Annotated in this window: 14 protein-coding genes and 1 tRNA gene; 10 read left to right on the plus strand and 5 right to left on the minus strand. The window is 33.9% G+C overall.

The window, feature by feature from the left end:
* Nucleotides 1-25 precede the first annotated feature (25 nt).
* From AC1DVP_RS04210 to AC1DVP_RS04220, 3 genes are all read left to right on the plus strand, one after another.
* Complete coding sequence (locus tag AC1DVP_RS04210; RefSeq protein ID WP_477182296.1) at nt 26-1369, plus strand: outer membrane protein assembly factor BamB family protein; 1344 nt, start codon at nt 26-28, stop codon at nt 1367-1369.
* A gap of 395 nt (nt 1370-1764) precedes the next feature.
* Nucleotides 1765-2853: a hypothetical protein gene (locus tag AC1DVP_RS04215; protein WP_477182297.1), complete on the plus strand. Its 1089-nt coding sequence runs from the start codon at nt 1765-1767 to the stop codon at nt 2851-2853.
* A 171-nt stretch (nt 2854-3024) separates the two neighbouring features.
* A complete protein-coding gene (locus AC1DVP_RS04220) occupies nt 3025-3870 on the plus strand; it encodes an SGNH/GDSL hydrolase family protein (protein WP_477182298.1) in 846 nt (281 codons plus the stop codon).
* A 131-nt stretch (nt 3871-4001) separates the two neighbouring features.
* Here AC1DVP_RS04220 and AC1DVP_RS04225 read toward each other — a convergent pair whose 3' ends face one another.
* Together AC1DVP_RS04225 and polA are read right to left on the minus strand one after the other, a co-directional pair.
* Nucleotides 4002-4394, minus strand: coding sequence for a hypothetical protein (locus tag AC1DVP_RS04225; RefSeq protein WP_477182299.1), 393 nt, complete (start codon nt 4392-4394; stop codon nt 4002-4004).
* A gap of 59 nt (nt 4395-4453) precedes the next feature.
* The gene (polA, locus tag AC1DVP_RS04230; protein ID WP_477182300.1) at nt 4454-7333 is read right to left on the minus strand and encodes a DNA polymerase I; all 2880 of its coding nucleotides are present in this window, start codon (nt 7331-7333) and stop codon (nt 4454-4456) included.
* Between the two features lie 233 nt (nt 7334-7566).
* Here polA and AC1DVP_RS04235 point away from each other — a divergent pair, with 233 nt between their 5' ends.
* The 6 genes from AC1DVP_RS04235 (at nt 7567) to AC1DVP_RS04260 (ending at nt 12047) form a co-directional block, all read left to right on the plus strand.
* Entirely contained in the window at nt 7567-7755 is a 189-nt protein-coding gene (locus tag AC1DVP_RS04235) for a hypothetical protein (RefSeq protein WP_477182301.1), read from the plus strand.
* A gap of 183 nt (nt 7756-7938) precedes the next feature.
* A complete protein-coding gene (locus AC1DVP_RS04240) occupies nt 7939-8613 on the plus strand; it encodes a response regulator transcription factor (protein ID WP_477182302.1) in 675 nt (224 codons plus the stop codon).
* Between the two features lie 23 nt (nt 8614-8636).
* Nucleotides 8637-9971 (plus strand): sensor histidine kinase, encoded by a 1335-nt coding sequence (locus AC1DVP_RS04245; protein ID WP_477182303.1) that lies wholly within the window; start codon nt 8637-8639, stop codon nt 9969-9971.
* A gap of 104 nt (nt 9972-10075) precedes the next feature.
* A complete protein-coding gene (locus tag AC1DVP_RS04250) occupies nt 10076-10267 on the plus strand; it encodes a hypothetical protein (RefSeq protein ID WP_477182304.1) in 192 nt (63 codons plus the stop codon).
* Between the two features lie 175 nt (nt 10268-10442).
* Nucleotides 10443-11678: a metallophosphoesterase gene (locus AC1DVP_RS04255; protein ID WP_477182305.1), complete on the plus strand. Its 1236-nt coding sequence runs from the start codon at nt 10443-10445 to the stop codon at nt 11676-11678.
* A gap of 72 nt (nt 11679-11750) precedes the next feature.
* Complete coding sequence (locus tag AC1DVP_RS04260) at nt 11751-12047, plus strand: thioredoxin family protein (protein ID WP_477182306.1); 297 nt, start codon at nt 11751-11753, stop codon at nt 12045-12047.
* Nucleotides 12048-12071: 24 nt separating this feature from the next.
* Here the strand turns inward: AC1DVP_RS04260 and AC1DVP_RS04265 are convergent, their stop codons facing one another.
* Together AC1DVP_RS04265 and AC1DVP_RS04270 are read right to left on the minus strand one after the other, a co-directional pair.
* Nucleotides 12072-12710, minus strand: a complete 639-nt coding sequence (locus AC1DVP_RS04265; protein WP_477182307.1) for a polysaccharide deacetylase family protein — start codon at nt 12708-12710, stop codon at nt 12072-12074.
* Nucleotides 12711-12804: 94 nt separating this feature from the next.
* The gene (locus tag AC1DVP_RS04270) at nt 12805-16080 is read right to left on the minus strand and encodes a glycosyltransferase family 117 protein (protein WP_477182308.1); all 3276 of its coding nucleotides are present in this window, start codon (nt 16078-16080) and stop codon (nt 12805-12807) included.
* A 263-nt stretch (nt 16081-16343) separates the two neighbouring features.
* Here AC1DVP_RS04270 and AC1DVP_RS04275 point away from each other — a divergent pair.
* Nucleotides 16344-16414: transfer RNA gene (locus AC1DVP_RS04275), tRNA-Gln, on the plus strand.
* 105 nt (nt 16415-16519) lie between these two features.
* Here the strand turns inward: AC1DVP_RS04275 and AC1DVP_RS04280 are convergent.
* A complete protein-coding gene (locus AC1DVP_RS04280) occupies nt 16520-17347 on the minus strand; it encodes a universal stress protein (protein ID WP_477182309.1) in 828 nt (275 codons plus the stop codon).
* Nucleotides 17348-17397: the final 50 nt, after the last annotated feature.

The raw sequence follows: 17397 nt of genomic DNA on the forward strand, positions 1-17397 counted from the left end.
TATGAGAATTTAAAAATTGGATTATATGAAAAGACAATATATAATTTACCTGCTACTAGTTATTTTAATAGTTAACTATGGGACTGTTTTTGGCCAGCAAGGCAAGACAACGGTAATGAGCCCATTTCAAAATCGTGTCTTTAAAGGTGAAAATTATAAACCGCTTGGTAGCTTAAAATGGGCTTTCAAAACCGATGGTAAAATATTTTCTTCACCAATTGTAAATAATGGAATTGTTTATATTGGCAGTGAAGACGGAAACCTTTATGCAGTTAATGAAAAGACGGGTAAAATATTTTGGAAATTTAAAACCCAAGGCGCAGTTCACAGTTCTCCGGCAATTTTCAACAGCACAGTTTACTTTGGTAGTTTCGACGGTTATTATTACGCTGTTGATGCAAAGACTGGTCATTTGAAATGGAAATTCAAAACAGGAGGAGAGAAATGGTCGGGCGAAATAGGTTTCTTGGGACTGAAACCTGCGGATAAGTATATGGATGATTTATGGGATTTCTTTTTGTCAACACCAGTTATAAATCACGACAAACAAAATCCAAGTGTTTTCTTCGGAAGCAGTGACTGGAATGTATATGCGCTTAACGCGAATACGGGCGAATTGAAATGGAAGTTTGAAGCGAAAGGATCAATTCACTGCAGTCCGGTTCTTGATAAAAACACATTGTACATAGGCAGCTGGGATGCTAATTTGTATGCCATAGATATAACAACCGGAAAAGAGCGCTGGAAATTTGAAACCGGAACTAAAGTTGGTTTCAAAGGGATTGAATCCAGTGTGACAGTTGCAAATGACATGGTTTATTTTGGAGCTCGTGATCCCTTTTTATTTGCCCTAAATGCCGAGACCGGAAAACTGGTTTGGAAGTACGATGCCGCTTATTCCTGGATTATCAGTTCACCAGTTGTGGCTGATGGTATTTTGTATGTAGGAACTTCTGATACTTATGCATTATTAGGATTGGATGCAAAAACAGGAAAAGAATTATTTAAGTTTAAGGCAAACGGTTATGTGTATGGTTCTCCTGCTATAGCTGGCGAAACTGCCTATTTTGGAGATTTTACGGGTAATTTTTTTGCAGTAAACACAAAATCTTTGGGTAAGGAATGGAGCAGTTTCAGCACCGAAAGCCGTAAAGAATTTGCTCCAAAAACATTAAACAATAATTTTCTTGATTTTATGTATGCTTCCAAAGGTTCAGATGTTTCGCTGTATGATGTCAACAAGGCGGTAATGGATCAGTTTTATAAATTGGGATCTATTGTTTCTTCGCCTTTTGTCGCCAATAATACTGTTTATTTTGGCAGTGCCGATGGGAATTGTTATGCGATTGGATTGCAGAGTAAAAAATAGGTTTACTATAAGATTAAGTTTGATATTACTGAATAAATTTTGAATAACCCATTGTAAGGTCTTAAAAGGCGATTCGAAAAAGGCGAGAGGTTGTCCGAAGCTTATAATTGGGAATTAGGAGTATGTAATATGCAGTCCGAAGACCGTTTGACTGCATTCTTTTTTCTTCAGATGCCCTATTTTACTGGGTGGAACGCAAAAACAGCTGAAACGGATAAAAATTACGCTTTGTAGTTTTATAATTTTAAATTTCTATATTTGAGAAAAGAATAAAACGAAACAAACTTTCGTCAATCTACCCGATTTTGGGTGTATATGCGAAGGTTTGTAGCGTATATAAGCTAGTTAGTGACAACCTTAGTGAACACAGTAAACAATAAACATTTAAAGTAAAAATGGCAGGATTTGACGACATAATAAAATCTACCCAATGGGCTCAAAATATTCATAAATCGTTAGGTTTAAGTTCACAAATTTCGGAAATGCTAAAAAATCAAGAAAGAATGACAAGCAGTTTCGGTGGACTTAACACAATTACTCAACTTGCTAAAAGCTTTCAAGAACAAGAAAAGTTCAGAAAAAATCTTAGCGGAATAAGTATGCTGACTGAACTTGCCAAAAGTATGCAACAGCAAGAACGGTTTACAAAAAATTTGAGAAACGTAGGTATGTTGTCTGACCTTGCCAAAAATATGCAACAACAAATGGCTTCAATCCCTCATTTGTCTGCAATTGACGCACTAACAAAATCAATGCGATTTGCTATTCCACAATCAACACTTGATGCCATAACATCTATACACAGACAACACGACCAACTTTTTGGAAACCTTAGAAGCATAACAGAAACATTTACTAAAAATCAATCCGCATTTTCTCAAATTAATAATTTACAGTTTGCGGTTAGTGGTATTTCAGGACAATTAGCTTCAATTGCAGCGACTCAAAGAAAATGGGATTTAATTGATGATTTTGAGGAAATTACTGAAGAAGCCGTTTCTCTAAATGAAAGAATATTTGACGAGAATGGAATAACAAACAAAGGATTAAATGAACTGAAAGAGTTTTTTCAAAGAATTGAAATCAAAGTTGACAAAATTGATGCAGATGCCAATTCTTTGTTTTGGAAACTATTGACAATATTGGGCTTTATTCTTGCGGTAATGGGAGAAGCAAGAAATTGGTCGCCTAAACAAGAATATGCTACAAAACAAGAAGTTGAAACATTAATAAAAGAACAATTCAGCATTTACGAAAAGAAATTAAAAGAAGATAAAAAGTTTCGAATTACCAGCAGAATTTGCAAAGTAATGTCAAAACCAAGATTGAAGTCATTTCTGATAGAAAAACTGCCTGTTAACTTTGAAGTAACTGTTTTACAAGTTAATCATAAGTGGATTTATGTAAGCTACTTTAGTCCAACCGACAACTTACCGCAGACAGGTTGGATAATGAAAAAATATTTAGACAAACCAAAAAAATGACAGAGAAAGGCAACCACTAACAGCTACAACGGATTTAGGCAATTGGCTTAATGGAAAGATGGTTTTGTATTTGGAATGGTTTGCTTCGCCAGTTCGCTATCACTTGTGTGGTAAATCCGAAAATAGGGCTTAATTTAATCCCAAACTCTCTTAAAAATAAAATTAATACATATGAAAAATATAATTGCCCTTGTCTCCATACTTTTATTGACAGTTGTTTATAATGGATTTGCACAACAAGCCGTTCCAAAAGTAAAAGTAACAGACAATGAAAAAACACCCAGCTCACAATGGCAGGGCAAGCGGGTGGCTTTTCTGGGTGATTCGATGACAGATAAACGCCGTGTTGGAACTACTTGCGTTTACTGGGAGTATCTAAATGAATTGCTGGGGATAGAACCTTTTGTATATGGCATTAGCGGAAATCAATGGAATGATATTTATAAACAATCTGTAAAACTGCAGGAAGAAAAGGGAACAAAGCTTGATGCAATACTGATTTTTGCGGGCACGAATGATTATAACCACAATATTTCGTTGGGTGAATTTTTCAGTGAAACAACAAAGCAAACCAATTTTAATGGAAAAGAGGTGACGCGGAAATACAGGACTCCAAACCTGAATGATTCAACCTTTTGCGGACGGATTAACAAAGCCATGTCGTACCTCAAGAATAATTTCCCTCAGCAGCAAATTGTTATTATGACGCCTATTCACAGGGGTTATGCTAAGTTTAACGACAAGAATGTACAGCCTGACGAAAATTATGCTAACGGGCAGGGATTGTATATTGATTCCTATGTTGATATATTGAAACAAGCAGCTTCGTATTGGGCGGTTCCACTGATTGACCTCTATTCTACAAGTGGTCTTTTTCCAATGGCTGATTCACAATCGCAATACTTTGCTAAAAAAGATACCGATAGACTGCATCCTAATGCTCTCGGTGATTACCGCTTGGCAAAAACTATTCAATATAAATTGCTGGCATTGCCTTCGGGTTTTGTTGTTGAATAAGTAATAGTAATTCTATTTTAAAATTGATCCAATATTTATGTATCTATTAGTTTTTTTATCTATCGCGCCTGAATACTAAAATTTAATATTGCCAATCAAAATAAAGTCCTTCCAGCTATTCTTTTTGAGAATTAACTAGGGTCAGTTAATCCTTTTATGAGATAGACAAAAAGAATAATAATACAAAGAGCAATTTTGAATGTTTTTTGTTGTTTTGCTTTTAGAATGTATCCGTCCTTTTTCAATTCCCATGTAAATAAAAGTTCAAAAAGAGTACTTTTTGGTCTGAGAATGAAATCTGAAATTTGATAACTTTTAGTAGCTTTTTTTAAAATTTCCAATTCTATTTTTTGCTTTTCAGCTTTTTGTGCTTCTTCAATTAGTGAGGTATCAACTTTTCTATAGTGCAGTTCGTCAATAGCAAATTTTAATGCTCTTGGATTCCATTTTTTTGGAGCTCCAGCTATTTCTAGCAATTCATTAGTTGTTCTACTTTTAATTGGTGGGTTGAAATCGTCAGTCATTTTTAAAAATCTGTATTTTTATTAAAGTTCTCAAAAATTCAAATATAAAGGAACTATGCTTAATGCGCTTCCAGCCAGTTTTTTCCCAAACCTATTTCAACATCCAGCGGAACGTCCATTTTAAAGGCGTTTTCCATTTCATACTTAATCATCGGCTGAATTTTTTCAAGTTCATCGTTGTGAACATCGAACACAAGCTCATCATGTACCTGCAGTAACATCTTCGATTTCCAGTTTTCTGAAACTAATTTTTTATGAATATTAATCATCGCGATTTTGATGATATCAGCAGCAGAACCTTGAATAGGAGCGTTTACGGCATTTCGTTCGGCACCGCTTTTCACCATCATATTGGCAGAATTAATATCTTTCAAATATCGTCTTCTTCCTAGAACTGTTTGTACATAGCCATGCTCTCTTGCAAAATCTACCTGATTGGACATGTACGATTTCAGTTTTGGATAAGTCGAATAATACGCATCAATCAGTTCGGCGCTTTCTTTTCGCGAAAGCGATGTTTGATTTGATAATCCAAAAGCTGAAACACCATAGATAATTCCGAAGTTTACTGTTTTGGCATTGCTTCGCTGCTCTTTTGTCACTTCTTCCAATGGAACGTTGAATACTTTTGCAGCCGTACTTCTGTGAATATCTTCGTTGTTTTGAAAAGCTTTAATCATATTTTCTTCGCCGGATAAAGCAGCAATGATACGCAGTTCTATCTGAGAATAATCCGCAGAAACTAAAGTGTAATTTTCATCACGGGCGATAAATGCTTTACGGATCAATCGTCCTCTTTCGGTACGGATTGGTATGTTTTGCAGGTTCGGATTGTTGGAACTCAAACGGCCCGTTGCTGCAACAGTCTGCATATAATCGGTGTGAACGCGTCCTGTTTTTTTGTCAACCTGATTCGGAAGTGCATCAATATAAGTGCTTTGCAGTTTCACCATCTGGCGCCATTCGAGAATGTCTCGTACAATTTCGTTGTCATTGGCTAAATAAGACAAAATTTCTTCGCCAGTAGCGTATTGACCCGTTTTGGTTTTCTTTTGTTTGGCTCCGCCAATTTTTAATTTTTCGAATAAAATATCGCCTAATTGTTTTGGGGAAGCCAAATTGAATTTTTCGCCAGCAGTTTCATAGATTTTTTGTTCCAATGCATTGCTTTCGACTGCCATTTCAACAGACATCGATTTTAAAAAAGGAACATCCAGATTAATTCCTTCCAATTCCATCGCTGCTAAAACTGGTATTAACGGAATTTCGATTTCATCAAATAGTTTTTTTGTTTCGGCTTTATCGAGAATCGGACTGAAATTCTGCTTTAATTGATAGGTAACATCGGCATCTTCGGCAGCGTATTCTTTTATATCTTCCAAAGGAACTTCACGCATTGTTTTTTGCCCTTTTCCTTTTTTACCAATTAAATCTTCAATGGATTTTGGAGAATATTTTAAGTAAGTTTCACTTAAAACATCCATATTATGACGCATATCGGGATTGATCAGATAATGCGCAATCATTGTATCGAATAACTTTCCTTTAATTTCAACGCCATAATTCGAAAGGATCTTTAAATCGTATTTGACGTTCTGGCCAATTTTTTCGATAGTTTCGCTTTCAAAAAATGGTTTGAATTTATCGATTAAAATTTGTGTTTCTTCCTGGTTTTCCGGAAACGGAACATAAAATGCTTTTCCTTTTTCAAAAGAAAATGACATTCCGACTAATTCGGCATTCAAAGCATCAATTCCTGTAGTTTCGGTGTCAAAACAAACGGAAGTTTGCTGAAGTAAATTTTGCAAAAGCAATTTTACAGCAAAATCGCCCTGAATGATTTGGTAAAAATGCTCGGTGTTTTCTAAAGTTGCGTAAAATGAATTGTGTTTTGTTTCGCCGCTTTCTTCATCTGAAAAACCAAATAAATCAAATTGGTCTTCATTGGATTTTTTGGCAGGAGCTTTTTTGACTATTTTTTCATTGCCATTGCCATTGGCATTGTCATTGGAGTTGCCATTGCCATTAGTGTCGATTTCATCATATTCTTTTCCTGTTCCAAAATATTTGTCAAACTGGGCTTTCATTTGGCGAAATTCCAATTCCTGAAATAATTCGTCTGTTTTTTCAACATCGGGTTTGGATAATTCGTAATCAGTTTCGTTGAATGTCACAGGACAATCGAGCAGAATAGTCGCTAATTTTTTTGACAAAATTCCCAACTCGGCATTGGCTTCAATTTTGTCTTTTATCGCACCTTTCAATTGATGTGTATTGGCCAATAGATTTTCCATTGAACCGTATTCTGCTAAAAATTTCTTGGCTGTTTTTTCTCCAACGCCTGGCAATCCTGGTATATTATCGGCAGCATCGCCCATCATTCCCAGATAATCAATGACTTGTTCGGGGCGTTCAATTTCGAATTTGGCTAAAACTTCCGGTATTCCCCAAATTTCTATATCGTTACCCATTCTTGCTGGCTTGTACATGAAAATATTTTCGGAAACTAACTGGGCAAAATCCTTATCTGGCGTTACCATATAAACCTGATAATTTTCCTTTTCGGCCTGTTTTGCTATAGTTCCTATTAAATCATCGGCTTCAAAACCGGCAACTTCAATAATTGGAATGTGCATCGCTTTCAATAATTCCTGAATATATGGAACGGCGATTTTAATGGCTTCGGGAGTTTCGTCGCGATTTGCTTTGTATTCTTGGTACATTTCATATCGGTACGTGCTTCCGCCTTTGTCAAAAGCGACAGCCAAATGGTCTGGTTTTTCCCTTTTAATAACATCCATCAGGGCATTCATAAATCCCATAATTGCCGAAGTATCCATTCCTTTTGAATTGATTCTTGGGTTTTTTATAAAGGCAAAATAACCACGAAATATTAATGCGTAAGCATCGAGAAGGTAAAGGCGTTTTTGAGCAGACATATAAAAAATTTAGTCTGTAAAAATAGACAATTGCATTTTAAAAATGAATTTGTTGCCAAAAATTATAAATTCAGTTTGGTAAGGTTTTTTTTATCCCATTTTTAGGCAGTAAAGATGAGTATGTTAAGGTGGCGTTAAACTTTTGCGGAACGATATATCTTCATTTTGTCTTCATCTGTCGGTTATACATTTGACCTATAAAAATAAATTATTAATTCAAAATTTTAGAAATCATGAAAAAAGTATTAATGTTAATCGCTGTATTATTTGGAACTGCTGTAATGGTAAATGCTAAAACGCTGCCTGCAAAAACTGCTGCAGTAAAAGAGGTCAAAATGACTAAACATCCAAAACACAGAAAAGCTAAAACTGAGAAAAAATCTGCCTCAGCAGAAACAGCAAGTTCCAGTGCAAAAAAATAATTAATGTTTTTGTTTTTATATGTGGATAAGAGGAAAACAAAAAGGTTAATCGTTTTTAAAAGCCAGTTGAGAAATTTACTGGCTTTTTTTGTATTTTAGGTACGTTAAAATTTCAATGCTGGAACACAACATATTTCCTTTTATTAGTTGTTGCTTTGAATTGTTTTTAAATTATAATTGAATATGAAAATTCTTATTGTTGAAGATAATCCTGAATTGGCTTTTGAAGTGAAAGAATATCTTTTGGGCAGTGGCTATATCTGTAAAATTTCCAAAAACTGTGAAGATGCTTTGGAGGAAATCAGCAGTAATGACTATGATATTATGCTTCTGGATTTAGGTCTTCCTGACGGAAGCGGTTTTGATGTTTTAAAAGAGATTCGAAAAACGGTTTCTAAAGTTGCTGTAATCATCATTACGGCACAAGGAGAGCTGGAAGACAGGATAAACGGACTTCAGCTTGGCGCTGATGATTATTTGACAAAACCATTTGCGTTAACGGAGTTGGGTGCCCGTTTATTTGCTATTATCCGCAGAATGCACGGATTTACAGTCAATCAGTTGGATGTTCATGGCTTTAGTTTGAAATTGCAGGATTATAAAGTGAGTTATGATGAAATCCCAATCAATCTTACCAAAAAGGAATTTGATATTTTCCAATATTTAGTCTTAAATAAAAATCGCGTAATTACGCGTCTGCAATTAACGGAACATATTTGGGGAGATATTCTTGAAGTTAATTCCGATTCGAATTTTATAGATGTTCATGTTCGGAATCTTAGAAAAAAATTAGATAAGCATTCCAAAATTGAATGGTTTGAAACCGTTAGAAATGTTGGGTACAGAATAAATGCTTAAATTTAAAACGATAAACTTCTACTATGAAAATTAAGCATCAGCTAGCTATATTTAATGCATTAACACGTTTGTTGCTGATTTTAGTTTTATGGCTAATGCTTCCTGTTTTGGTCGAAAAAGTGGTTTATAATCACATCAATAAAAGTTTGCTGGAGAAAAAGCAAAAATTTATTGAGCATTTAGATAAGGAAGAAATAAATGATTTCATTGTTCGAAATGACACTTCCGAGACTTATGCGAGTTTTTCAACTCTGCATAGTGAATTCCTCCTGCTTTCCAGAGTTCCTTCGAATAGCAAAGTAAATCAAACTCTTTTTATCACCGAACCAAGAATAATTGAAGAAGAAAGCAATGATTATAGGATTCTTCAATATTATTTTAAGTATGAAAACACAAATTACCTTCTGGAAATAGGAAACAGTTTAAGTGAAATTAACGATCTTACTTTTGTAATTCGGCTTTTCTTCATAATGGTTTTAATTATAATTGTTGTGATTACTTTTGTGGCCGATACTTTTTATATCGAATATTTATTGAAACCATTTTATAAAATCATTGATACTAAAATCCGTCATGTCAATGAACCCGAAGCTTTTGACCATACGCCAATACAATCACATTCTAAAGATTTTCAGGAACTGGATACGGTTCTGAATCAGATGATGGATAGAATTAGTGAATTGTTTAAAAAGGAAAAACAATTTATAGCCAACGTTTCTCATGAGCTTTTGACTCCAATCGCTTTGTTGAAAAACAAATTTGAAAACTTACTTCAAAACGAGTCTTTAGATGATAATGCTGTAGATAAAATTGTGAGCTCGCTGAGTACTTTAGATTTGTTAAAAAAAGTAATTGCTAATCTATTACTGATTTCTAAAATCGAAAACAATCAGTATGAAGCTAATGAAACTATCGATTTTGATGCCGTAATTACCGATTTGGTGGCGGATTTACAGGATAGAATTGAAGACAAGGAATTGACTTTTCATAAAAATCTGGAGCATCATTTTAGTTTTAGAGGAAATAAAACGCTGATGCATATTCTCTTTTATAATTTAATTGTCAATGCGATTAAATACAATAAACCATTTGGTACAATTGAGATTAATGACGGTTTTTTGAACGGTAATTATTTTTTGTCCATTTCAGATTCGGGTATCGGAATGAATAAAAAACAGCAGCAGAATGTTTTCAAGCGATTCACCAGAGTAAGTTCAGATCAGGAAGGGCAGGGACTGGGGTTAGCCATTGTTGAAAGTATTGTTCAATTTCACCATATAACTATTGAGATAACATCAGAAATGAACATTGGAACCACCTTTATGTTATTGTTTCCGAGTGAGCAAAAACATAATTAAAAGTTAATTTTTTCAGAGAGAGCAAAACTTCATTTAATCTTCATCTGCCATGCATAGCTTTGACCTAATTAATAAACGAATTATTAAATTTAAATTTAAAAATCATGAAAAAATTATTGATGGTATTGGCAGTAGCTTTAGGAACAACCGTTATGGTAAGTGCACAAACTGCACCAACTCAAACTGCACCGGCTAAAGAAGTAAAAACTACTAAAAAAGAAGTAAAAAAAGAGACTAAAAAAGCGCACAAAGCAGAAGCCGGCAAAACTGCAGAGACAGCAACTCCAAAAAAATAATGTGTTTTTAGTAAATGATTCATTGGATTGTTTACTAAAAAAACATTAAAAATTGGTTTTAATAGATGGAAAAGGGGAGATAAAGAAATTTACTCCCCTTTTTTGCGTTAAAATTATGATAATATAAAACCTTAACGTTTTCATTAGTTGTTACTTTGTGTAAAATTTTCAAATAATGATTTTACGTTTATTTTTTTTAGGGGCTGTTCTTTTTATTATTGAGCTTTATGCATTTCAGGCTGTCAAAACTTTGATTAAATTGAAATGGATGCTGATTTCTTATCAAATAATAAGCTTTTTGCTTTTTACGTTTATTCTTTATTCTTTCACACAATTTGACCGTTCGGTCGGACAAACTAAGCAGACTATGTTTACCATGGGATTGTTGCTCGTAGTTTATCTTCCGAAAATTGTAATGACGGTTATTCTTTTGGGAGAGGATGTATTTCGATTGACGGCAGGATCAATCAATTATTTTATTGATAATAACAGCAATGCCGATTTTTTGCCTTCTAGACGTAAATTCGTTAGCCAAATAGGTTTAGGGTTGGCTGCTATTCCTTTTTTGTCTTTAATTTATGGGATATTTGAAGGGAAATATAATTTCAAAGTCATAAAACAAGCAGTGCATTTTTCAGATTTACCTGATGTTTTTGATGGTTTTACGATTACTCAAATTTCGGATGTGCATAGCGGGAGTTTCGATAATCCTGAAAAAATCAATTATGCGATTGACTTGGTTAATGAACAAAATTCGGATTTGATTTTATTTACTGGCGATATTGTCAATACGCATGCTAAAGAAATGCATCCGTGGATCGAAACTTTTAACAGAATCAAAAAACATGAGTACGGAAAGTATTCGGTTCTCGGGAATCATGATTATGGAGAATATGTGACTTGGCCTTCCCAATCAGACAAGGATAAAAATTTTGAAGATATAAAAAAATTATATGGTCAAATTGGATTTACTTTATTGTTGAATGAGCATACTTTTATCGAAAAAGAGGGTCATAAAATTGCATTGGTCGGCGTTGAAAATTGGGGTAAAAATTTCAAGCAGGCTGGTGATTTAAAGAAAGCTTCTCAGAATTTGACAAAAGATGATTTTAAAATCTTAATGAGCCATGACCCAAGCCATTGGAATGAAGTGGTGCAGCATGACGAAAAGCACTTTCAGCTAACACTTTCCGGACATACTCACGGAATGCAGTTTGGGATTGAAATCCCAGGTTTTTTCAAATGGAGTTTGGCACAATATGTGTATAAACAATGGGCTGGATTATATGAAAACTTAGGGAGATACGTTTATGTAAATAGAGGTTTCGGATTTCATGCCTATCCTGGCAGAGTTGGAATTATGCCTGAGATTACAGTAATTCAACTAATAAAGGGTGAAAAATTAGCATAATTGGTTTAAAATGCTAAATTTGTAACCTAATATCTCATTTTGAAAGTAATAAAAATTTAATATTTTGGTTTTATGTCAAAATTTGGAGAACTTATAAATGCTCAAGTTCCTGTGTTAATAGATTTTTACACAGATTGGAACGAACCGTCATTATCGATGCATCCTGTTATAAAAGATGTTGCTGCGGCGCTTGGAGATAAAGTAAAAGTAATTATGATTGATGTTGATAAAAATCAGGAATTAGCTAGCGCTTTGCGTATAAAAGGACTGCCAACTTTGATGATTTACAAAGAAGGCATGATGATCTGGAGACAATCTGGAGAGCTTGATGCGAATACCTTAATTGGAATTGTACAGGAACAATTATAATTTGGAATGATAATTCCTTGTTTTTTAATGGATTGTATCAAATATAAAACCTCTTTCCTTTAGAACTTTTAATGATTGAGGAAGAACGTATTCTAAGTTTCTGTATCCTTTTACACTGTCATGAAAAATGATAATACTTCCCGAAACTGCATTTTGAAGTACATTTTCCAGACATTTTTCAGGCGTTATGGTTTGGTCAAAATCAGCACTGAGAACGTCCCACATAATTATTTTATATCCTAGCTCCCGCATTTTTTTGGTTTGTGATGTTTTTATTTTGCCATATGGCGGTCGAAACAGCTTGTTGTTTATTGTGTTTGATTTGCTGATTTCAGCTTGACACAGAAAGGTGTTTTTTAAATAATCATCTGTATTTGTTTTCCATCCGTTAAGATGATTAAAAGTGTGATTCCCTATCGCATGTCCATCATTGATTACTTTATTAAATAAATCAGGATTGTTTTTTATATTCTTCCCAATGCAAAAAAATGTTGCTTTTGCCTGATGCTTTTTTAGTTCTTCCAGCACCCATTCTGTTACATCTGGAGTTGGTCCATCGTCAAAAGTGAGATAGATTTTATTCTCTGTATTGGGAATGTCCCATACATAATTGGAGAATATTTTTTTTATAAATGTATTTGTCTTAATCCAATAGAATTTCATAATTCAATACTACAATTAAATTCAGTTTTAAGCAAAAAAAATGTAGTGCATTTTAGTGCACTACATTATTATTGATTTGATTTATATCAGATTTTTATTCTTTTTTGCGCCCAAATCTGGCAAAAATTTCAATATAAGTATTGAATGTTTTTTTGCTGGAATTGTAATATTCAATGTCGTTGCTTTCTTGTATTACCGTTAATAGGCTTCTGTATCTTTCAATAGCGGTAATGATTTCAATACTTACATCAGACTGCTCAGAAGGAATTAATTTCGCATAATAATTAAGTTCTTCTTTGTATTTGCCCATTAGTTTTTCCAGTAAATCATGAGCTTTTGCTTTTTCGCCAACATCATAATATCCTTTAGCAAATGGTTCAACTAAGGAGTAATATCCAAATTTTTCCAAAGGCATTTTTGTCATTGCCAATTCAATGATTTTTTTTGCTCTATCAGTTTTTTCTTCAACGGTGAGCTGTTTCATTAGTCGGGCTAAATTCATTCTGTAAGTAAGACTCTCTCTGCGGGTTTCAGGGTCATGATATATTTTGTTACTGTCGCTGTTGCCCCAATCCCATGCCATTACTTTGGCATACATATTGTCAGTATCAATTCGTCCCATGTCCATTTGACCAGAATCTTTATCGAATGCAGTTTTTATTGGAACTAATTTATAAACCATACCTTCTAATTGGAGGTAATCTTTCATCCATAAATAATCTTCAGCGTCAAATGCACCTCCGCTAAAATATACTGGTCTTTTCCAGTTGTTATTGTTAATAAGGTCTAGCATCATCAGCCTGTTTTTGTAGATAGCGCTTCCTTTGATGTCAATTTCAATATAAGGAACAATAGAATCGTATAATTTTGGATTAACAACCTTATTTTTTATAATGTTGTCTTTGTTTATAGGGATTTTGATTTTATTGGTCGGGTAAAAATGTATGGTTTGTCCGTTTTGCATTTCTACAGTAGATCTTGGGTCTTTTATGAATTTTATAAAAGCATTTAAATCCCAACGGCTTTTTGTTTTTTCGATATGTGCTACATAATCAAGTTTGTCTCCCACATATTCATTATGAGTAAATGAAATTGGTAAAGCATTAGACTGATATGCTTTTCTCTTCATTTGGTCAATATACCAATCGGTCATGAATAGGCTGGTATTGACAATTTTAATATCAGTACGGATACCTTCTATCTCTTGAGCGTACCAAAGAGGGAAGGTGTCGTTATCTCCAATAGTAAATAAAATAGCATTTGGATCACAAGACTCTAAATAGGCTTTTGCCATTGCAGTCGCTGTGTATTTACCTGAACGGTCGTGATCATCCCAGTTTTGATAAGCCATTAATACAGGTGCCGCCAATAATGAGGCTCCTATAAATACTGGACCTGCAATTCTTGGAGAAAGATATTTTTGAAAACTTTCGTATAATGAATATACGCCAAAACCAATCCAAATGGCAAATACATAAAATGATCCTACTAAGGCATAATCCCTTTCGCGCGGTTCAAACGGTCTTTCGTTTAAGTAAATCTTTAATGCAATTCCCATAAAAAGGAAAAGTGCTACTAGTACGTAAAAGCTTTTTCTGTCTTTGCTTGCATGATACATAATTCCAATTAAGCCAAGTATAAACGGCAAGAAGAAATAAACATTTCGTCCTTTGTTGTTTATGGCATCAGCAGGGAGATTGTCTTGAGAAATCAAGTGTAAATTATCGATAAACGGGATACCGCTTATCCAGTTTCCGTCAAGATAATCATATCTTCCCTGTTCGTCGTTTTGTCTTCCAACAAAATTCCACATTAAATACCTCCAGTACATATAGCCAAATTGGTATTCAAACATAAAGCTGAAATTATCGGCAGTAGTAGGTTTGTCTATGATTAAATAGTCTTTATAGTGGCTTAAGAAGGAAACATAACCTTCGTTGTCGATTTGTTTTTGAGCATAAGCTTGCCTGAACTCACTTACAGTTTTTTCAGTTTCGTTTCTTAGCTGTGCTATTGCTTTATTATAATCTTCCTCGCTTAATTTATTTGGATCTAATCCGTATTTTACTAAATCCTCTTCATAAGGATAGTCGGGATTTATTCTAAATGCTGGCGGATGGGTGAAGTTTATGTAGTTTTCAATATGCTCTGTGCTCCACATTCTTGGTAAAATAGTTTTCTGGCTATCATCCGAGTTTTGCTCTGCATTTTTATAATTATTTACAATTACATATTTGCCGGTTTTGTAATTTCTCTCGTAATTGGGAGCTTTGTCTAAATAAGGAGTTTTTGAATCCAAACCTACAAAAGCTTCCGTGTACTGAGGGCCGTAAAATAATGGATTTACTCCATATTGCTCTCTATTGTAGTAGGCTAAAACTTCTGCAGCATCAGATGGTTTGTTTTCATTGATAACAGTGTCAGAATTGGCACGAATTGGCAGCATCAGCCATGTTGAGAATCCAATAAGAATAAAAAGTATGCAAAGAATAAGCGTGTTATAGTGTACTAATCCTTTTTTACGAGTGTAATTCAGTCCAAAATAGAAGAAGGCGATTAGAAGAAGCGTTACAAAAATGGTTCCTGAATTAAAAGGCAGTCCCATTGAATTGACCATGAAAACTTCGGTTTTACCAAAGAATGCCATGGTTAACGGCAGTAATAATTTGAATATGAAAAGTAAAACAGAAACAACTACAATGTTTGCAACAATGAAGTTTTTAACGGTTACTACTTTGTAATTTTTGAAAAAATATAAAAACCCAATTGCTGGAATAGTTAATAAGGCCATAAAGTGTACTCCAAATGACAATCCAACTACAAGTGAGATTAATAATAACCATTTATGACCTCTGGGAGTGTCCATGTCTTGCTCCCAACGCAAACCTAGCCATAAAAGCAGAGAAATTAATAAGCTGGCCATTGCATACACTTCGGCTTCTACTGCATTAAACCAAAAACTGTCCGAAAATGTATAAGCAAGCGATCCTACTAAAGAACTTCCAAGTATTACAACGGAATTATTGCTGTTGATTTCAGAATACTGGCTTATGATTTTTTTTAAAATGATACTCGATGACCAAAACATAAATAATATAGTAAAAGCACTCGAAAATACTGAAGTCATGTTTACCATCAATGCGATATGCTCTTTGTTTATTGCAAACATTGCAAAGAAAGCACCGATCATTTGGAATAATGGAGCTCCTGGCGGATGTCCAACCTCCAGTTTTGCGGCGGTCGCTATATATTCTCCACAATCCCAAAAGCTCATGGTGGGTTCAACAGTAAGTGTATAAGTTATTAATGCGATTGAAAAGGCAAACCAACCTGTAATGGTATTCCATTTGTTGAAATTGAATGATGTCATATACTGTATCTTCTGTTTTTTTTATCTATTTTAAAAGTGTTACAAAGAAAATGTTTTTTTTTTTAAACTTAAGTCGCATTATTATAATTTTATTGAAAATAATCGTTTTCTTAAATGCTTTGTGTTTCAGTATTTTAATCAGATTTTGATTTTAAAATTGAAATTTCTTTTATTTTTTTTGAAGAAAAAGCTAAAAAAAGTTTGCACAACTAGGAATTTGTTTTAAATTTGCACTCGCTAAGCAGGAAAGCTGGTAAGAATATTGGTCTATGGTGTAATGGTAACACAACTGTTTTTGGTGCAGTCTTTCTAGGTTCGAGTCCTAGTAGACCAACAAAAAAAGCCTCTCAATTGAGAGGCTTTTTTTATGGAATAAATTTAAGCTGTACGTATTTGAAGTAAAGCCTCTCCGTTTTGGAGAGGCTTTATTTTTTAAAATTTATACTCTAAAAGTTAATACTGGTTTGGAAGAGTGATTTACTAAATCCTCAGAAATGCTTCCGGTGAAGAAATGATTTAATGCAGTTCTTCCATGTGTGCAAAAAGCAATTATATCTCCATTGTTCTCATTTGAATAATTGATGATTCCTTTTTCAATATTGCTTTCATTGTATGTTTCAAAAGAGTATTCAGGCATGTCAAATCCAGAAACGAATTCATTTATAATTTTATGTGCTGCTGAAGTGCTTTTAAAACTATTTGGTGTGCAGATCATTACTAAATTTAATTTTGATCCAAATATTTTAGCAAATTCAATGACTTTCTTAAAGGGTTTTTTAATTTCATTAGAGAAGTCCGAGGCAAAAATGATATTTGTTGTTTTGAAGTTTTCTAATTTGTTTTTGATTACTAAAACTGGGATTTCTGATTGTCTAACTACTTTTTCGGTATTAGAGCCAACTAAAATTTCATTAATGCCTGTAGCTCCGTGAGATCCCATTACTATTAAGTCAAAGTCGCTGTTTTGTTTGATGTAATTGTTAATTCCTTTATAAGCACCGTCCAGTCTCACTACTTCCGATACTTTGATTCCTTCTAAATATGGGCGGGATTTTATGCTTTTTAAAGTTTCTTCTGCTTTGCGTTTAAAAAGCATGATCTCTGGTATGCTTGTTTCGCCTGATATGGCATCATTCATGTGAGTAGGTAATTCCAGCATATGAATTAAGACAATTTCGCTATCATTCTTTTTTGCAATTTGTGCTCCAACTTCTATTGCTTCATCAGCATATTTAGAAAAATCAGTTGGGATTAGAATTTTTTTCATGGTAATTGGGGTTTATTTAAGTCTAATTGTTTTTTTATTGACAAAATAAA

The organism is Flavobacterium sp. P3_A6, assembly GCF_056403035.1.